The 15,364-nt window shown below is 69.8% G+C and carries 13 protein-coding genes and 1 tRNA gene; 2 read left to right on the top strand and 12 right to left on the bottom strand.

The window, feature by feature from the left end; all coding sequences use genetic code 11:
• Positions 1-14: 14 nt before the first annotated feature.
• Positions 15-2,822 carry a DNA polymerase I gene (polA, locus tag ABYF38_RS00240; RefSeq protein ID WP_371152128.1) on the bottom strand — a complete coding sequence of 936 codons (2,808 nt, stop codon included), beginning with the start codon at positions 2,820-2,822 and terminating at the stop codon, positions 15-17.
• Here polA and ABYF38_RS00235 point away from each other — a divergent pair.
• On the top strand, positions 2,821-3,285 hold the full coding sequence (locus ABYF38_RS00235) for a PaaI family thioesterase (RefSeq protein WP_371152127.1): 465 nt from the start codon (positions 2,821-2,823) through the stop codon (positions 3,283-3,285). The two genes, polA and ABYF38_RS00235, sit on opposite strands and share 2 nt — an antisense overlap.
• 456 nt (positions 3,286-3,741) lie before the next feature.
• Here the strand turns inward: ABYF38_RS00235 and ABYF38_RS00230 are convergent, their stop codons facing one another.
• Both ABYF38_RS00230 and ABYF38_RS00225 read right to left on the bottom strand, forming a co-directional pair.
• Positions 3,742-4,683, bottom strand: a complete 942-nt coding sequence (locus ABYF38_RS00230; protein WP_371152126.1) for a DUF808 domain-containing protein — start codon at positions 4,681-4,683, stop codon at positions 3,742-3,744.
• A 75-nt stretch (positions 4,684-4,758) separates the two neighbouring features.
• Positions 4,759-5,385, bottom strand: a complete 627-nt coding sequence (locus tag ABYF38_RS00225; protein WP_371153032.1) for an ANTAR domain-containing response regulator — start codon at positions 5,383-5,385, stop codon at positions 4,759-4,761.
• A 127-nt stretch (positions 5,386-5,512) separates the two neighbouring features.
• Here ABYF38_RS00225 and ABYF38_RS00220 point away from each other — a divergent pair.
• A tRNA-Leu gene (locus tag ABYF38_RS00220) sits at positions 5,513-5,586 on the top strand.
• A 156-nt stretch (positions 5,587-5,742) separates the two neighbouring features.
• On the opposite strand, the gene pyk is transcribed toward ABYF38_RS00220, so the two are convergent.
• The 9 genes from pyk to hisF form a co-directional block, all read right to left on the bottom strand.
• Positions 5,743-7,170 carry a pyruvate kinase gene (gene pyk, locus ABYF38_RS00215; RefSeq protein ID WP_371152125.1) on the bottom strand — a complete coding sequence of 476 codons (1,428 nt, stop codon included), beginning with the start codon at positions 7,168-7,170 and terminating at the stop codon, positions 5,743-5,745.
• Between the two features lie 67 nt (positions 7,171-7,237).
• Positions 7,238-8,269, bottom strand: a complete 1,032-nt coding sequence (lgt, locus tag ABYF38_RS00210; RefSeq protein WP_371152124.1) for a prolipoprotein diacylglyceryl transferase — start codon at positions 8,267-8,269, stop codon at positions 7,238-7,240.
• Positions 8,270-9,061 (bottom strand): tryptophan synthase subunit alpha, encoded by a 792-nt coding sequence (gene trpA, locus ABYF38_RS00205; protein WP_371152123.1) that lies wholly within the window; start codon positions 9,059-9,061, stop codon positions 8,270-8,272.
• On the bottom strand, positions 9,058-10,323 hold the full coding sequence (gene trpB / locus ABYF38_RS00200) for a tryptophan synthase subunit beta (RefSeq protein ID WP_371152122.1): 1,266 nt from the start codon (positions 10,321-10,323) through the stop codon (positions 9,058-9,060). Before trpB ends, trpA begins: the two co-directional genes overlap by 4 nt.
• Before the next feature lie 2 nt (positions 10,324-10,325).
• Positions 10,326-11,153, bottom strand: a complete 828-nt coding sequence (gene trpC / locus ABYF38_RS00195) for an indole-3-glycerol phosphate synthase TrpC (protein ID WP_371152121.1) — start codon at positions 11,151-11,153, stop codon at positions 10,326-10,328.
• 247 nt (positions 11,154-11,400) lie between these two features.
• Positions 11,401-12,585: a hypothetical protein gene (locus ABYF38_RS00190; RefSeq protein WP_371152120.1), complete on the bottom strand. Its 1,185-nt coding sequence runs from the start codon at positions 12,583-12,585 to the stop codon at positions 11,401-11,403.
• Between the two features lie 6 nt (positions 12,586-12,591).
• The gene (locus tag ABYF38_RS00185; RefSeq protein WP_371152119.1) at positions 12,592-14,121 is read right to left on the bottom strand and encodes a chorismate-binding protein; all 1,530 of its coding nucleotides are present in this window, start codon (positions 14,119-14,121) and stop codon (positions 12,592-12,594) included.
• Positions 14,118-14,540 (bottom strand): phosphoribosyl-AMP cyclohydrolase, encoded by a 423-nt coding sequence (gene hisI / locus ABYF38_RS00180; RefSeq protein WP_371152117.1) that lies wholly within the window; start codon positions 14,538-14,540, stop codon positions 14,118-14,120. The genes ABYF38_RS00185 and hisI overlap by 4 nt, the downstream gene beginning before the upstream one ends.
• Complete coding sequence (hisF, locus tag ABYF38_RS00175; RefSeq protein WP_371152116.1) at positions 14,537-15,328, bottom strand: imidazole glycerol phosphate synthase subunit HisF; 792 nt, start codon at positions 15,326-15,328, stop codon at positions 14,537-14,539. Before hisF ends, hisI begins: the two co-directional genes overlap by 4 nt.
• Between the last annotated feature and the right edge of the window lie 36 nt (positions 15,329-15,364).

Here is a 15,364-nt window from a genome sequence, read left to right as displayed (position 1 = left end):
CCCGCCTTGCTCTGCTAGTGACCGGCCTCCAGCCAGTTGCGCCCCAGCCCCACTGAGACGTCCAGGGGCACCGACAGGCTGGCGGCCGCGGCCATCTCGTGGCGCACCAGCGCCTCGACCTCCTCGGCCTCGCCCGGCCCCACCTCCAGGACCAGTTCGTCGTGGACCTGCAGCAGCAGGCGCGACTTGAGCCCGCGCTCGTCCAGCGAGCGCTGCACGCCGAGCATGGCCACCTTGATCAGGTCTGCCGCGCTGCCCTGGATGGGGGCGTTCAGCGCCGCGCGCTCGGCCATCTCGCGCCGCTGCCGGTTGTCGCTGGCCAGGTCCGGCAGGTAGCGGCGCCGGCCCAGGATGGTCTGGGTGTAGCCGTCCAGGGTGGCCTGGCGCACCACAGCGGCCAGGTAGTCGCGCACCGCCCCGAAGCGGGAGAAGTAGTCGTCCATCAGCGCCTTGGCCTCCCCCACGTCGATACGCAGCTGCTTGGACAGCCCGTAGGGAGATAGCCCGTAGGCCAGGCCGTAGCTCATCGCCTTGATCTTGGAGCGCTGCTCCGGCGTCACCTGGGCCGGGTCCACGTGGTAGACCCGCCCGGCCACGAAGGAGTGCAGGTCCTCGCCGCTGTTGAAGGCCTCGATCAGCCCGGCGTCCCCGGACAGGTGGGCCATGATGCGCATCTCGATCTGGGAATAGTCGGCGGTGAGCAGGTAGTCGTAGCCCTCCCCCACCACGAACGCCTGGCGCACCCGGCGCCCCTCCTCGGTGCGCGCCGGGATGTTTTGCAGGTTCGGCTCCAGGGAGCTCAGGCGCCCGGTGGCCGCCGCAGTCTGCTGGAAGGTGGTGCGGATGCGCCCGTCGTCCTCCACCGCCTTGGCCAGGCCCTCCACGTTCTGGCGCAGCTTGATCCGGTCCCGGTGCAGCAGCAGCGCGGCCAGGAACGGGTGGGCCGTCTTCTCCGCCAGGTCCCGCAGCGCCTCCGCGTCCGTGGTGTAACCGGTCTTGGTACGCCGCGTCTTGGGCAGGCCCAGGTCGGTGAAGAGCACCTCCTGCAGCTGCTTCGGGCTGGAGAGGTTGACCTGCTTGCCGATCGCCTCGAAGGCGGCGTTCGCGGCGGCCTCCACCTCCGCGTCCAGCGTCAGGCGCCGCTCGGCCAGCAGGGCGGCGTCCGCCCCGATACCGGCCCGCTCCATCCGAGCCAGCACGGCGGCCACCGGCAGCTCCATGTCCGCCAGCAGCCCGGTCGCGCCGCGCTTGTCCACCTCGGAGCCCAGCACCCGGTGTAGCTCCACGCTCGCCGCGGCCTCCGCCAGCGCCGTCGTGCCGCCCTCGATGTCCAACAGGCCGTCGCCCACCTCCAGGGCCTGGTCAAGGTAGCGCTCGCTCAGCTCCGCCAGGTCAAAGCGCCGTCCGTCCGGGAAGCAGAGATAGGCCGCCAGGGCGACGTCGTCCACGATGTTGCCAAGGGCCATGCCGCGCGAGGAGAGGGCGTGGGTGGCGGCCTTCGCGTCGTGGGTGACCACCGGGGCGGTGCGCAGGAACTCGCGCAGCTGCGCGTCCTGCTCCGGGGTTATCACCACCAGGTCCCAGTAGATGGAGACCACCGCGTCGCTCAGCGCCAGCCCGGTGCAGTCGGCCTTGAAGGGACTGGGAGAGCCCACGCCCTCCACGCTCGCGCCCAGCACGGTGCCGGCCTCTCGCCACGCCTCCAGCTGCTCGGCCACCTCGCCGGCCGTCGCCGTGGCGGCGCGCAGTAGGCGCGGGGTGGAGCGTCCGTTCACGGCGGCGAGCCCCCCGTTTGGTCCCTCGCCGTTCGCGCCGGCCGCGCCACTGAGGCTGCTTTCGGCGCCCTGCCCGTCTGCGGCCTGGCCGCCACCCGCCTCACCTGCGGGTGGGCCGGCGGCAACGTCGGCCCCCTGCCCGCCTCGGTGCGGCAGCTGCCGCAAGGCGAGGTCGCGCAACTGGCGAAACTCCAGGGCGTCGCACACCGCGTGCACCCGGGCGGCCTCCGCCCCGATCGGCACCAGGTCAGCCACCGCCACCGGCAGCTCCACGTCCGTCAGCAGCCGGTTCAGGCGCCGGTTGCGCTGCACGTCCGGGATCGCCGCGCGCAGAGCCTCGCCGCGCTTGCCCTTGATCTCGTGGGCGTGGGCCAGGATCCCGTCCAGGCCGTCGTACTGCGCCACCCACTGGGCCGCCGTCTTCGGCCCCACCCCCGGCACGCCCGGCAGGTTGTCGCTCGCCTCGCCCACCAGCGCCGCCAGGTGCCGGTAGCGGTTGGGCGCCACCCCGTAGCGGGCCTCCACCTCCTGCGGGGTCATGCGGCGCAGCTCGGAGACGCCCTTGATCGGGTAGAGCACCGTCACCTCGTCGGTGACCAGCTGGAAGGTGTCGCGGTCCCCGGAGACCACGTACACCAGCGCGCCCGCCTCGCGGCCCTGGCGCGCCAGGGTGGCCAGGATGTCGTCTGCCTCCACCCCGTCCTTCTTCAGGTGCATGATCCCAAAGGCGTCCAGCACCTCCTCGATCAGCTCCACCTGGCCCTTGAACTCCTCCGGCGTCTTCTCCCGGGTGCCCTTGTACTCGGGGTATTCCTCGGTGCGGAAAGTCTTGGAACCGGCGTCGAACGCCACAGCCACGTGGGTGGGCTTCTCCTGCGCCAGCAGGGACAGCAGCATGCGGACAAAACCGTGCACCGCGTTGGTGGCCTGGCCGGTCGAGGTGGTGAAGTTTTCCACCGGCAGGCCAAAGAACGCGCGGAAGGCCATCGAGTGGCCGTCGATCAGGAGTAGTCGAGGAGTGCTCACACGTGTAACCCTAGGCCCCATGACCACTCCCGCGCTTCCCCTCCCCGATTCCTACAACACCGCCGCCGCCCAGGCCGCCACCCCGCAGGAGGCCGCCCAGCTGGTGGAGCTGGGTGAGCTGGCGGAGCGGATGGGCATAGAGCTGGAGCAGGTTTCGGCCGACTTCGCCGTGGCCACCATGCCGGTCGAGGGCAACCGGCAGCCCCTCGGCGTGCTCAACGGTGGGGCTTCTGCGGTGCTGGCTGAGACGGTCGCCTCCATCGCCGCCCGCCTGCACGCCTTCCACGTGGGCGGGCACGCGGCCGTGGGCGTGGACCTGTCCATCACCCACCACCGCCCCGTTAGGGAGGGGCGGGTGCGGGCGCAGGCCACCTCCCTGTACCGAGGCCGCACCACGGCCTGCTACGCGATCGTTCTGACCGATTCGGCCGGACGACGTTCCGCCACCGCCCGGCTCACCCTGGCCGTCCTGCGCGGAAGCTGATTACGTCGCTGCGCTAAAGGAGGAGACCGACCGTGTGCTTCTTTAACCTCTGGCTACTGCCTGAACGCTGTGCCACCGACGACTTCGCTCAAAGGGCCAAGGAATCGGCCGGTGTCGACCTAACCCTGCTTAACAACGACGTTGTCGCGCCGCAATCGGCTCAGTTGGCATCCACATTCCGCCTCGGCCCTGCTACCTGCGATTGCGCAAGCTTCATCGGGAACCGATCCGCCGGCCGGGACGACCTCGAGGTGGCTCGGGTGCGACGATGGATGGACCTGCTTGCCCAAGAGCTCGGGCCAAAAGCCAGGGTGGGACTGATCCAGACTTGGAGCCCCGCAAAATCAGTAGAGCCTGCAACGGTAACCAGACTGCCCCTGCACCAAGTCGACGAGGCTCGCCTGCGAGCACTACAAGAGGACGAGCTACTGTTGATCCGCTTTAGCAGGTGGTGAGTCAGTGGCCCTCGCGGGCGGGCAGCATGCGCTTAACCCCTGTCACCGCGAACGCGGCCAGGGAGCCCCACAGCAGGCCGAACACGCCGGACAACGCGGTGTCCACCAGCCACATCACCGCGCCGCCAGCGCCGGCCACCGCGTGCACGGCCACCTCCACCCAGTGGTGCAGGAATTCCACGTGCAGGTCCGCCAGGGACACGATCACGATGTGACCGCCCACCCACAGCATCGCCACGGTGCCAACCACGCCGATGAAGTCGAAGACCTTGGGCATGACCCGCACGATCGCCGTCCCCAGCCTGGCGCGCCCGCCGCCGCGACGCACCAGCGAGGCGCCGAAGTCGTCCATCTTCACCAGCACCGCCACCAGGCCGTAGACAAAGAAGGTCATGAACAGTGCCACGGCCACCAGGATCGCCACGCGCATCGTGTTCGTCTCCCCCGCCAGCTCCGCCAGGGAGATCAGCATGATCTCTGCAGACAGGATCAGGTCCGTGCGGATCGCGGAGGACACCATGCGCTTTTCCAGCTCCTCGGCGCTCTCCGCGCCCGCCGCACCGCCGTCGTCTTCGTGGTGGGAGAGCACGTGGAGCTTGACCAGCACCTTCTCCGCCCCCTCGAAGCACAGGTAGGTGCCGCCGATCAGCAGCAGCACCGGCAGCGACCACGGCGCGAAGTAGGACAGCAGGAACGCCGCCGGCAGGATCACCAGCAGCTTGTTGATCAGCGAGCCGCGCGCGATCCTGCCGATGATCGGCAGCTCCCGCGCCGGGGACAGGCCCCGCACGTACTGGGGCGTCACCGCCGTGTCGTCGATAACCACGCCCACGGCCTTGGCCGACGCCTTCGCGGCGCCGGCGGCAACGTCGTCCAAAGAGGACGCGGCGAGCTTCGCCATCGTCGCAATGTCGTCCAGCAGGGCAATAAGGCCACCGGCCATCGGCTAGCTCCCGTCCAAATCAAGAGCACTGTGCTCGGGCACCCCGAAAGGCGCCCGAGCACACAGCATAAATGCTCAGTCCTTGCCCTTACCGAGCTGCTCGATCACCGCGTCCGCCACCTCGCGCATGGTCAGGCGGCGGTCCATGGAGGTCTTTTGAATCCAGCGGAACGCCTCCCCCTCGCTCAGGTTCATCTCAGACATGAGCAGGCCACGGGCCCGGTCCACCCGCTTGCGAGTCTCGAAGCGGACCTGCAGGTCGGCGATCTCGTCCTCCAGCGCCACGATCTCCTGGTAGCGCGCGAAGGCGATGTCGATGGCCGGCAGCAGGTCAGCCTCGGAGAACGGCTTGGTCACATACGCCATCGCACCGGCGTCCCGCGCGCGCTCCACCAGCGCGGACTGCGAGAACGCCGTCAGCATCACCACGGCACACGCGTTGTCCTTCAGAATGCGCTCCGCGGCCGTGATGCCGTCCATGATCGGCATCTTCACGTCCAGCAGCACCACGTCCGGCTCGAGCTCGGTGACCAGCTGGACGGCCTCCTCGCCGTTGTCGGCCTCACCAACCACCTCGTAGCCGGCCGCCTCCAGAATCTCCACGATGTCCAGGCGGATCAGGGTCTCGTCTTCTGCCACCACCACGCGCCGAGCGGTCGGGACCGAACTATCAGTACCCGAGGAGTCAGCGCCGTTGATGATCTCATCGATTGTTGGAGGAGCGTCGTTGTTCACGCCCTCCATCCTATCCCGCTAAAGGCACCAAAACACGGCGGGCGGGCACGAAATTGCTCCGTGGCGGCATGTCACGCTAGTGTGTACCAGGCCCGCCCCGGTGGCCCAATTGGCAGAGGCGAACGACTCAAAATCGTTAGGTTGTGGGTTCGAATCCCACCCGGGGCACAAATTGAATAAGCGCCAAAGGGGCGGCGATACCCGCGAATGCGGGCTCGCCGCCCCTTTCACTGTCCCCTGGACCTGTTACCCGCCCGGGAACACGAAGGCTGGGGCGGCGAAACCCGTTTCGTTTCGCCGCCCCCAGCCCAGGTTCGCGCCACCTCAGCGGTAGTCGGAGACGTCTCCAACGGAGTGGATGCGGATGGAGTTCGTGGAGCCTGCGGTGCCCGGGGGCATGCCGGCGCAGATGATGACGCGCTCGCCGTCAACGGCCAGTCCGGTCTCGCGCAGGGTGCGGTCCACCTGCTCCACCATGTCGTCCGTGTGGGAGACGAAGGGGACCTTGTAGGTCTGCACGCCCCAGGACAGGGCCAGCACGGAGCGGGTGGAGTCCAGCGGCGTGAAGGCCAGGAGCGGCACGTGGGAGCGCCAGCGGGACAGGCGGCGGGCCGTGTCACCGGACTGGGTGAAGGTGACCAGGTACTTGGCCTCCAGGCGCTCGCCCATGCTAACGGCGGCCTCGGTGATGACACCACCCTTGGTGAGGGGCTTGGCGCGGTAGGTGGAGATCATGTCTCCGCCCTTGATCTCGACTTCCTCGATGATCTTGGCCATGGTGCGCACGGCCTCGATCGGGTAGGCGCCCACGGAGGTCTCGCCGGAGAGCATGACCGCGTCGGCGCCGTCCAGGATCGCGTTGGCGCAGTCGGAGGCCTCGGCGCGGGTGGGGCGCGGGTTCTGGATCATGGACTCCAGCACCTGGGTGGCCACGATGACGGGCTTGGCGTAGCGGCGCGCGAATTCGATGGCGCGCTTCTGCACCAGCGGCACCTCCTCCAACGGCATCTCCACGCCGAGGTCACCGCGGGCGACCATTACGCCGTCGAAGGCGTCGACGATCTCTTGCAGCGCTGCCACGGCCTGCGGCTTTTCGATCTTCGCGATGACCGGGATGAAGCGGCCTTCCTCGCGCATGACCTCGTGGACGTCCTCGATGTCGGCGGCGTTGCGCACGAAGGACAGGGCGATGAAGTCGGCGCCCAGGCGCAGGGCCCAGCGCAGGTCGTCGCGGTCCTTCTCAGACAGGGCCGGGACGGACACGGCCACGCCGGGCAGGTTGATGCCCTTGTTGTTGGAGACGAAGCCGGGCACCTCGCAGCGGGTGACCACGTCGGTGTCGGTGACCTCAACCACGCGCACCGCGACGTTGCCGTCGTCGATCAGGAGGCGGTCGCCGGGGCGGCAGTCGCCGGGCAGGCCCTTGAACGTGGTGCCCACGCGCTCCTTGGTGCCCAGGATGTCGTCCGTGGTGATCGTGAAGATGTCGTCCTTTTCGAGCCTGTGCTTCAGGTCGTTCTCGAATCGGCCCAGTCGGATCTTGGGGCCCTGCAGGTCCACCAGGACCGCAACGGCGCGACCGGAGGCGTCCGCCGCGCGGCGCACGTTGCGGTAGACCTCCTCGTGCTGCTCGTAGGAACCGTGGGAGCAGTTGATACGAGCCACATCCATGCCGGCGTCAACCAACGCTTGCACCTGATCGGAACTGGCCGTGGCGGGGCCAATGGTGCAGACAATCTTCGCACTTCGCATGACTACAAGCCTAGCCGAAATCGCGGCGCGCCTGGGACCGAGGGCTCAGCCCCGCGCGGCCTCGACCTCAGTTCTTGGCGTCCTTTCCACTCGGTTCGTCGGTGCCGGGCTCGCGGCCGGGCAGGTAAATGTGGGCCGGATCGGCGTTTTCCTGGCCGCCCAGCGGGTAGGGCGCGTAGCCCTCCTGCCCGGTGGCGTGACCTTCGTCCCGTGCCTCCTTGCGGGCACTGACCTGGGCCGACGTCGCCTTCACGCCCTCGGCGACCGCCGGCAGGGTGCCGCCCACGCCTGCCTTGCGGGCGGTGGCGCGCTGGTAGAAGTAGACGCCGATGGCGATCAGCAGGGTCGGGAAGACCAGCCACAGGTTGACGCGGATGCCCAGGATGTACTCGCTCTTGTCGATGCGCAGCGTCTCGATCATGGAGCGGCCCAGGGTGTAGCCGATCACGTAGAGCACGAACAGCTGCCCGGGCACCAGCCAGCGGCGCCGCTCGATCCACAGCAGCACGGCGGCGATCAGCAGGTTCCACAGCAGCTCGTAGAGGAAGGTGGGGTGGAACAGGGTGCCCTCGGCGTAGCCGGGCGGCATGTTGTGGGCGTCGATCTCCAGGCCCCAGGGCAGCGTGGTGGGGCGGCCAAAGAGCTCCTGGTTGAAGTAGTTGCCCAGCCGACCGATCGCCTGCGCCACGATCAGCGCCGGCGCCAGCGCGTCAGCGAAGGGGGCCAGGCGTAGGCCCCGATAGCGGAAGTAGGCCAGCGCGCCCAGGCCACCGCCCACCACGGCGCCCCAAATACCCAGGCCGCCCTCCCACACCTTGACGATGTTGAGCAGGGAGCCGTGCTCGCCGAAGTACTGCTCCGGCACGGTGAACACGTAGTAGAGGCGCCCGCCCAGGATGCCGGCGGGCACCACCCAGATGGCGGCGTCGTACACCACCTCGCCGTCTCCACCCCGCGCGGCGTAACGCTTGGAGCTCCAGATCACCGCCAGGAAGATTCCCACCAGGATGAAGAGCGCGTAAGCACGCAGCGGCAGGGGGCCCAGGTGCCACACCCCCTGGCTCGGGCTCGGAATGGACAGTGGCAGCGAAACCGTCATTTAGCGCACCCCCGCGCGGATAGAAGAAGCAAGTTGCCGCAGTCGTGCCAGGTCGACCGCGCTGGCCTCGCCCACGGTGCGCACGAATGCAGAGCCAACAATAACGCCGTCGGAGTATTGCGCCAGTTCGGCCGCCTGCTCCCCGTTGGACACGCCCAGGCCCACGCACACCAGGTCGGCGCCGGCGGCGCGCGTGCGCTCCACCAGCTGGCGGGCCACGTCGTCTACCTTGGCCCGCACGCCGGTCACGCCCATCGTGGAGGCGGCGTAAATCCAACCCCGGTGGGCCTCCACCGTCATCCGCAAGCGCTCGTCGGTGGAAGACGGTGCCACCAGGAAGATCTGCTCCAGGCCGGCCGCCGTGGCGGCCGCGCGCCACTGCCCACCCGCGTCCGGGGTCAGGTCCGGGGTGATCACGCCCGCCGCACCGGCGTTGGCCAGGTCCCGGGCGAAGGCCTCCACGCCGTAGCGGTGGATCGGGTTGTAGTAGCTCATCAGGGTGATCGGGGCGCCCAGCGGGGCAAGCTCCTCCACGGCGGCGATGTAGTCCTTGAGCTTGACCCCGCGCGCCAGCGCCGCCTCGCTGGCGCGCTGGATCACCTCCCCGTCCATGCCGGGGTCGCTGTAGGGGAAGCCCAGCTCGATCACGTCAACGCCGCCGTCGATGAGCGCCTTAACCGCGTCGATCGAGCCGCGCACCGTGGGGTAGCCCACCGGCAGGTAGCCGATCAGCGCCGCTCCCCCGTCGGCCTTTATCTGGGCGATGCGCTCGCCTGAATAGTTCGTGCTCACTTCGTCTCCCCCAGCTCTGCGGCGGCCTCCGCCGCCTCCGCCTGGTCCAGCAGGTCAAACCATCGGGCCGCGGTGGCCACGTCCTTGTCCCCGCGCCCGGAGAGGTTGACCAGGATCACCGGTGCTCCCCCGTTCGCGCCGCGCGCCCCCGCCTGCGTCAGCTCGCGTCCCAGCTGCAGCGCGCCCGCCAGCGCGTGGGCGGACTCGATGGCCGGGATGATTCCCTCCGTGTGGCACAACAGCCGGAAGGCCTCCATCGCCTGCGCGTCCGTCACGGGCCGGTACTCGGCCCGCCCGATGCTGGCCAGCCACGAATGCTGCGGCCCGACGCCCGGGTAGTCCAGCCCGGCCGAGATGGAGTGCGACTCGCGCGTCTGCCCGTCCTCGTCCTGCAGCAGGTAGGAGCGCGCCCCGTGCAGCACCCCCACCTCGCCTGCCGTGATGGAGGAGGCGTGCCGCCCGCTCTCCAGCCCGTCGCCGCCGGCCTCCAATCCGACCAGCCGGACGGCAGCGTCGTCCAAGAAGGCGTTGAAAATGCCGATCGCGTTGGAGCCGCCGCCGATGCAGGCGCAGACCACGTCCGGCAGGGTGCCGGTGCGCTCCAGCATCTGCTCGCGGGCCTCCTGGCCGATCACGTGCTGCAGGTCCCGCACCAGCGCGGGGAACGGGGCCGGACCCGCAGCCGTGCCGAATATGTAGTTCGTGGTGGCGACGTTAGAAACCCAGTCGCGGAAGGCCTCGTTGATCGCGTCCTTCAAGGTAGCGCTGCCGGTGGCCACGCCGCGCACCTCCGCGCCCAGCAAGCGCATGCGCGCCACGTTCAGGGCCTGGCGCTGCATGTCCTGCGCGCCCATGTAGATCACGCACTCCAGTCCCAGCAGTGCGGCCGCCGTCGCGGTGGCCACGCCGTGCTGGCCCGCCCCCGTCTCTGCGATCACGCGCCTCTTGCCCACCTTGCGGGTTAACAGGGCCTGGCCCAGCACGTTGTTGATCTTGTGGCTGCCGGTGTGGTTGAGGTCCTCGCGCTTGAGGAAGACGCGCACGTCCCCGGCGTGGCTGGCAAAGCGCGGCACCTCCGTCAGCGGCGAGGGTCGTCCCACGTAGTTGCGGTGCAGCTCGGCGAGCTCCGCGTGAAAGCCCGGGTCGGCCTGGAGCTGCGCCCATGCCTCCGTCAGGTCGTCCAGCGTGGCCTGCAGGGCCTCGGGCACGTAGCGGCCGCCGAAGTCCCCGAAGTCCGGTCCGGGGTGCTGTGCCAAGCTCATGGTCATTCCTTCTCGTTGTCCGGGTTGGGGCCCAGGGAGGGGTGGGAGCAGGCGGCGATGAACTCGCGCACCGACGCAGCCGGATCGCCGCTCTTGACCAGCGCCTCCCCCACCAGCACCGAGTTGGCGCCGGCGCGGAAGTAGTCCACCACGTCGTGCGGGCCCCGCACCCCGCTCTCGGCCACCACCGTGATGTCGCTGGGGATCACGTCCACCACCTGCGCGAACGTGGAGCGGTCTACCTCCAGCGTGGTCAGGTCGCGGGCGTTGACGCCGATCAGCTTGGCGCCCGCGTCCACCGCGCGGCGCGCCTCCAGCCGCGAGTGCGTCTCCACCAGCGCCGTCATGCCCAGGGAGTGAATCCGCTCGATGAAGGACTCCAGCGCCGGCTGCTCCAGGGCCGCCACGATCAGCAGCACGCAGTCGGCGCCGTGGGCGCGCGCCTCGTGAATCTGATAGGGGGTGACCACGAAGTCCTTGCGCAGCACCGGGATGTCCACCGCGCGGCGCACCGCGTCCAGGTCCGCCAGGCTGCCGCCGAAGCGTCGCTCCTCCGTCAGCACCGAGATCATCGACGCCCCGCCGGCCTCGTACAGGCGCGCCAGCGTGGCCGGGTCCGGGATGTCCGCTAGGCGGCCCTTGGAGGGGCTGGAGCGCTTGACCTCAGCGATGATCGTGAGCGGCCCAGCGCCGCTGCGCAGCGCAGGCACCACGGCACGGGCGCTTACTTGCCGGGCGGCTTCCTCCTTGACCAGCGCGAGCGGCTTTTGCGCTTCTCGGCGCGCCACATCGTCACGCACGCCCGCCACGATGCTCTCCAGCACGTTCACGCTTGCCCCTTTCGTCACCCAACCCGGTTCCAGGCGGCCCCCTTGCCGTTGCGGCCCTACCCTACCGCTTGGCGCATACACCGGAATCTCGCGCCCACATTTGGGCGCCGCGATGGCCGACGTTCCGCCCGCCGCCCCCACTGTTACGGCCAGTGCAATACGCGGCCCAACGGTGACGCGGCTCGGCGCGGGTGATTTGACACGCCACCGCCCGCGCGTGCTCCGCCGCTGCGGCGATGCACGCGGGTCAGCCTGCCCAGGCGCCCTCCAGGAACATGTCTGCCCACCACAGCATTACGCCACCGCTTAGCACGACCGTGGCGGCGATCATCACCTTGCGCAGCGGCGTGTATACCGCCTGCTCCGGCCACGTCACGCCGCGTCCAGCGGGGCCCTGCATTCCCCTCGCCGGGTGGACTCCGGTGAGGGCGTGCGCGGCCAGGAGCCAGAGGGGCAGCCAGTAGACCACCGAGCGGGCCAGGGACATGTAGTAGTCGGAGAAGGAGAACATGGCCAGGTTCAACAGCACGAACACCGCCTCCGGCCACCACCTGCGCGCCAGCAGGTAGAGCCCGAGCAGCAGGCTCACCACTGCCGCCAAGGCCTCGAGCCGGAAGAAGGTGTAGAAGTCGGGAGACACGTGCGGGGATGCGTTGTCCCAGGTGACCTTGAATGCCTCCCAGGGCCAGTGGAAACTACGTGCCCATCCCCGTGACTGCGCGTGGACCCAGCCCAGCGGGTCTCCGGAGATACGCCAGACGTAGGCCTGGTAGGCGACCGCGACCGCAGCGGGCGGCAGCATCCACGCGAAAGGCTTGAGCTTATGGGCCCAGGTGCGTCCCTCCACAAGGCCCATTACCACCAGGGCGACTCCAGCGACCACTCCGGTGACCCGGAAGGCGACCGCCACGGAGAGCAGGAGTGAGACTGTGGCCCACCGGCCCGCCCGGGCCCTTTCCCAGGCCCAGAAGAACGCCGCAGCGAACGGCGCCTCCGAGTAGGGCACGAAGCCGAAGATCATTGCCGGCCCGAACAGCCAGATGATGCCTGCGGTGCGCCCGGCCAGGCGGGTGAGGGCCAAGGCGGCAAGCAGGGTGCTGGCGTTGACCACCAGCAGGCCAGCCAGCGTTGCCGATATGCCGATCTTGCCGAGCAGCCACACGGAGATCGGTAGCCCGGGGAAGAACGCCACCAGGTTGGGGTCCACGCCCGGGTACCCGAGCACCGCGATGTCCAGGAAGTGCACGGCGTCCCAGCGTCGCACCACCTCCAGCACCGGCATCTCGCGCTCGATGCCCACCATAAGGGCCGCGCCGAGTAGCAGGGCCCGGCTTGCCAGCCACGCCATGAGCACCCAGGCGAGGTCGCCGGGCCCAAACGCCGCCGCCGTGCGCGCCCACAGCGCGCCCACTTTCCTTCGAATAACAGCCATATCGCCTTAAAGGTTAGTCAGGCCCGCCGCCGTTTCGATCGCGCTGAGCATCGCTGCGGCCTTGTGGCGGGTCTCCTCGTGTTCCTTGCGCGGCACGGAGTCCGCCACCACGCCCGCCCCCGCCTGCACGTGCGCTACCCCGTCGCGGATGACTGCGGTGCGGATCGTGATGGCCAGGTCTGCGTTGCCGTCCAGCCCAAGGTAGCCCACCACGCCGCCGTAGAAGCCGCGCCGCGCAGGCTCCAGCTGATCGATCAGCTCAATCGCGCGCGGCTTGGGGGCGCCGCTGAGCGTGCCGGCCGGGAAGGTGGCCACCAGGGCGTCCAGCGCCGTGCGACCGGGGCGGAGCCGGCCGGTGACGGTGGAGGAGATGTGCATGATGTGGGAAAAGTGCTTGATCTCCATGAGCGCAGCCACGCTCACGCTGGCCGGGTCGCACACCTTCGACAGGTCGTTGCGGGCCAGGTCCACCAGCATGGTGTGTTCCGACAGCTCCTTGGGGTCAGCCAGCAGCTCGGCCACCCGCTCCCGGTCCACCTGGGCGTCACCGGAGCGGGGCCGCGAACCGGCAATCGGGAAGGTGTAGACCTGCCCGTCGGTGACGCGCACCAGCGTCTCGGGACTGGAGCCCACCACCGTGATCGGCCTGCCGTCGGCGTCCACGTGCTCGAACAGGTACATGTAGGGGCTCGGGTTGATGGAGCGCAACGCCCGGTAGACGGCCAGCGGGCTGGCCGGACAGTCCACGTCGGTGCGTTGCGAGAGCACCACCTGGAACACCTCGCCGTCCACGATCGCCTCTTTGCCGCGCACCACGGCGGCCTCGAAGTCCTGCTGCGAGGTGCGGTGTCTCCGCTCTAGCGCCTGGGCCTCACCGCTGCCGCTGAGTTGCACGGGCAGGGGCTGGGCCAGTCCGGCCTGCATCGCGTCGAGCCGGGCCACGGCGGCGTCGAAGTCGCCCTCGCTCGCGTCGTAGCAGACGGTGAGCAGCCACAGCTCCCCGGCGTGGTGGTCAAGGGCCACGACGTCGCGCACCAGCGTCAGTGCGACGTCGGGCAGCCCCAGCTCGTCGGGCGCGGCCCGGCGCAGCTTGGGCTCCCACGTGTAGAGGGCGTCCCAGCCGATCGCGCCAACCAGGGCGGCGCCCAGCGGCGGCAGCGTCGTGCCTCCAGCAGGCGCGTGGGCCGCCTGGCCCAACTGCTCCAGGACGCTCCCAATCAGGTGGACGACGTCGCCCTCCCGCGCCACGCAGTCCGGTACCTCCCCCTGCCAGGTGGGGCAGTGCGCCGCCCCCTGCAGGGTGGCCAGCGCGTTGACGCCGATGAAGCTCCACCGGCCCCACTGGCCTCCCTGCTCGGCAGACTCCAGCAGGAACGTTCCAGCCCGGCCGGCCGCCAGGCGCCGGTAGGCACCCACCGCCGTCAGTTCCTCGGCCAGCAGCTTGCGGGCCACCACCACGGTTCGCCGCGCGCCCGTCAGGTCCGCGAACTCCTCCCGACTCGGCCAGGTCTGGCCCCAGTGCAGCGCGCGCGTCACGGGGCCCGCCCGTCCAGCACCGCCGCGTCGGTCCGCTCATCGCCCACCACGGCCGGCAGCGGCCCGCCGGCCTCGAAGCAGGTGCGCGTACCGGTGTGGCAGGCAGCCCCCACCTGGTGCACGCGCACCAGCAGGGCGTCGCCGTCGCAGTCCGCGTGGACGGAGCGCACGTACTGGCGATGCCCGGAGGTGTCCCCCTTGCGCCAGTACTCCTGTCGGGAACGGGACCAGAACCAAACGCGCCCGGTCGAAAGGGTGCGGGCCAGCGCGGTCTGATTCATCCAGGCCACCATGAGCACCGCGCCGGTGGCGTCGTCCTGGATGACCGCGCAGATCAGGCCGTGCTGGTCAAACTTCAGGCGGGCCAGCAGCTGCGGGTCCAGCGCGTCGCCGCCCTGCCCGCTTGCCTGCCCGCTCACCGCTGCTCCCCCGGGGTGGCCGGACCGCCCAGGCGCACCATGTGACCGACGCCGGCAAGGGCCTCCTTCACCTGCGCGATCGTCAGGGTGCCGTAGTGGAAAACAGAGGCGGCCAGCAGGGCGTCGGCGCCCGCGTCGGCGGCCGCCACGAAGTGCTCCACGCTGCCGGCGCCACCGGAGGCGATCACCGGCACCTTCACCTCGGCGCGCACTGCGGCGAGCATCTCCAGGTCGAAGCCCTCGCGCACACCGTCGGCGTCCATTGAGTTCAGCAGAATCTCCCCCACGCCCAGCTCGCTGGCCTGGCGCACCCATTCCAGCGCGTCCTTGCCGCTGGAGCGCTTGCCGCCGTGGGTGGTGACCTCGTAACCCGAGGGGGTGGGGCCGCGCCGGGCGTCCACCGAGAGCACCACCACCTGGTCCCCGAAGCGGTCGGCGATGCGCGCCAGCAGCGCGGGGTCCGCCAGGGCCGCAGTGTTAACGCCCACCTTGTCCGCGCCCGCGCGCAGCAGCGCGTCCACGTCCTCCACGCTGCGAACCCCGCCGCCCACGGTGAGCGGCACGAACACGTTCTCCGCCGTGCGGGCCACGATGTCCAGCGTGGTGGCGCGGCCCTCCACGGACGCCGAGACGTCCAGGAAGGTGATCTCGTCAGCCCCCTGTTCGCTGTAGCGCTTAGCCAGCTCCACCGGGTCGCCGGCGTCGCGTAGGTTTTGGAAGTTGACGCCCTTGACCACTCGGCCGCCATCCACGTCCAGGCAGGGAATCACCCTGAGTGCCACCGTCATCGCTGCTCCTTTCGCTGGGCCAAGGGTAGCCTTTGC

Origin of the sequence: Buchananella sp. 14KM1171 (assembly GCF_041380365.1) — a bacterium.
In the GTDB taxonomy this organism is placed as follows: Bacteria; Actinomycetota; Actinomycetes; order Actinomycetales; family Actinomycetaceae; genus Buchananella; species Buchananella felis.
The sequence above is the reverse complement of the archived record's forward strand: the minus strand, read 5'-3'. Positions and strand labels throughout refer to the sequence as shown.

Bases quoted from the DNA above. Each gene is read 5' to 3' on its own strand.
- ABYF38_RS00235 (WP_371152127.1), top strand. From the start codon at position 2,821: ATGACCACTCCCGCGCTTCCCCTCCCCGATTCCTACAACACCGCCGCC.
- polA (WP_371152128.1), bottom strand. From the start codon at position 2,822: ATGGGGCCTAGGGTTACACGTGTGAGCACTCCTCGACTACTCCTGATC.
- ABYF38_RS00230 (WP_371152126.1), bottom strand. From the start codon at position 4,683: ATGGCCGGTGGCCTTATTGCCCTGCTGGACGACATTGCGACGATGGCG.
- pyk (WP_371152125.1), bottom strand. From the start codon at position 7,170: ATGCGAAGTGCGAAGATTGTCTGCACCATTGGCCCCGCCACGGCCAGT.
- lgt (WP_371152124.1), bottom strand. From the start codon at position 8,269: ATGACGGTTTCGCTGCCACTGTCCATTCCGAGCCCGAGCCAGGGGGTG.
- trpB (WP_371152122.1), bottom strand. From the start codon at position 10,323: ATGAGCTTGGCACAGCACCCCGGACCGGACTTCGGGGACTTCGGCGGC.
- ABYF38_RS00190 (WP_371152120.1), bottom strand. From the start codon at position 12,585: ATGGCTGTTATTCGAAGGAAAGTGGGCGCGCTGTGGGCGCGCACGGCG.
- hisF (WP_371152116.1), bottom strand. From the start codon at position 15,328: ATGACGGTGGCACTCAGGGTGATTCCCTGCCTGGACGTGGATGGCGGC.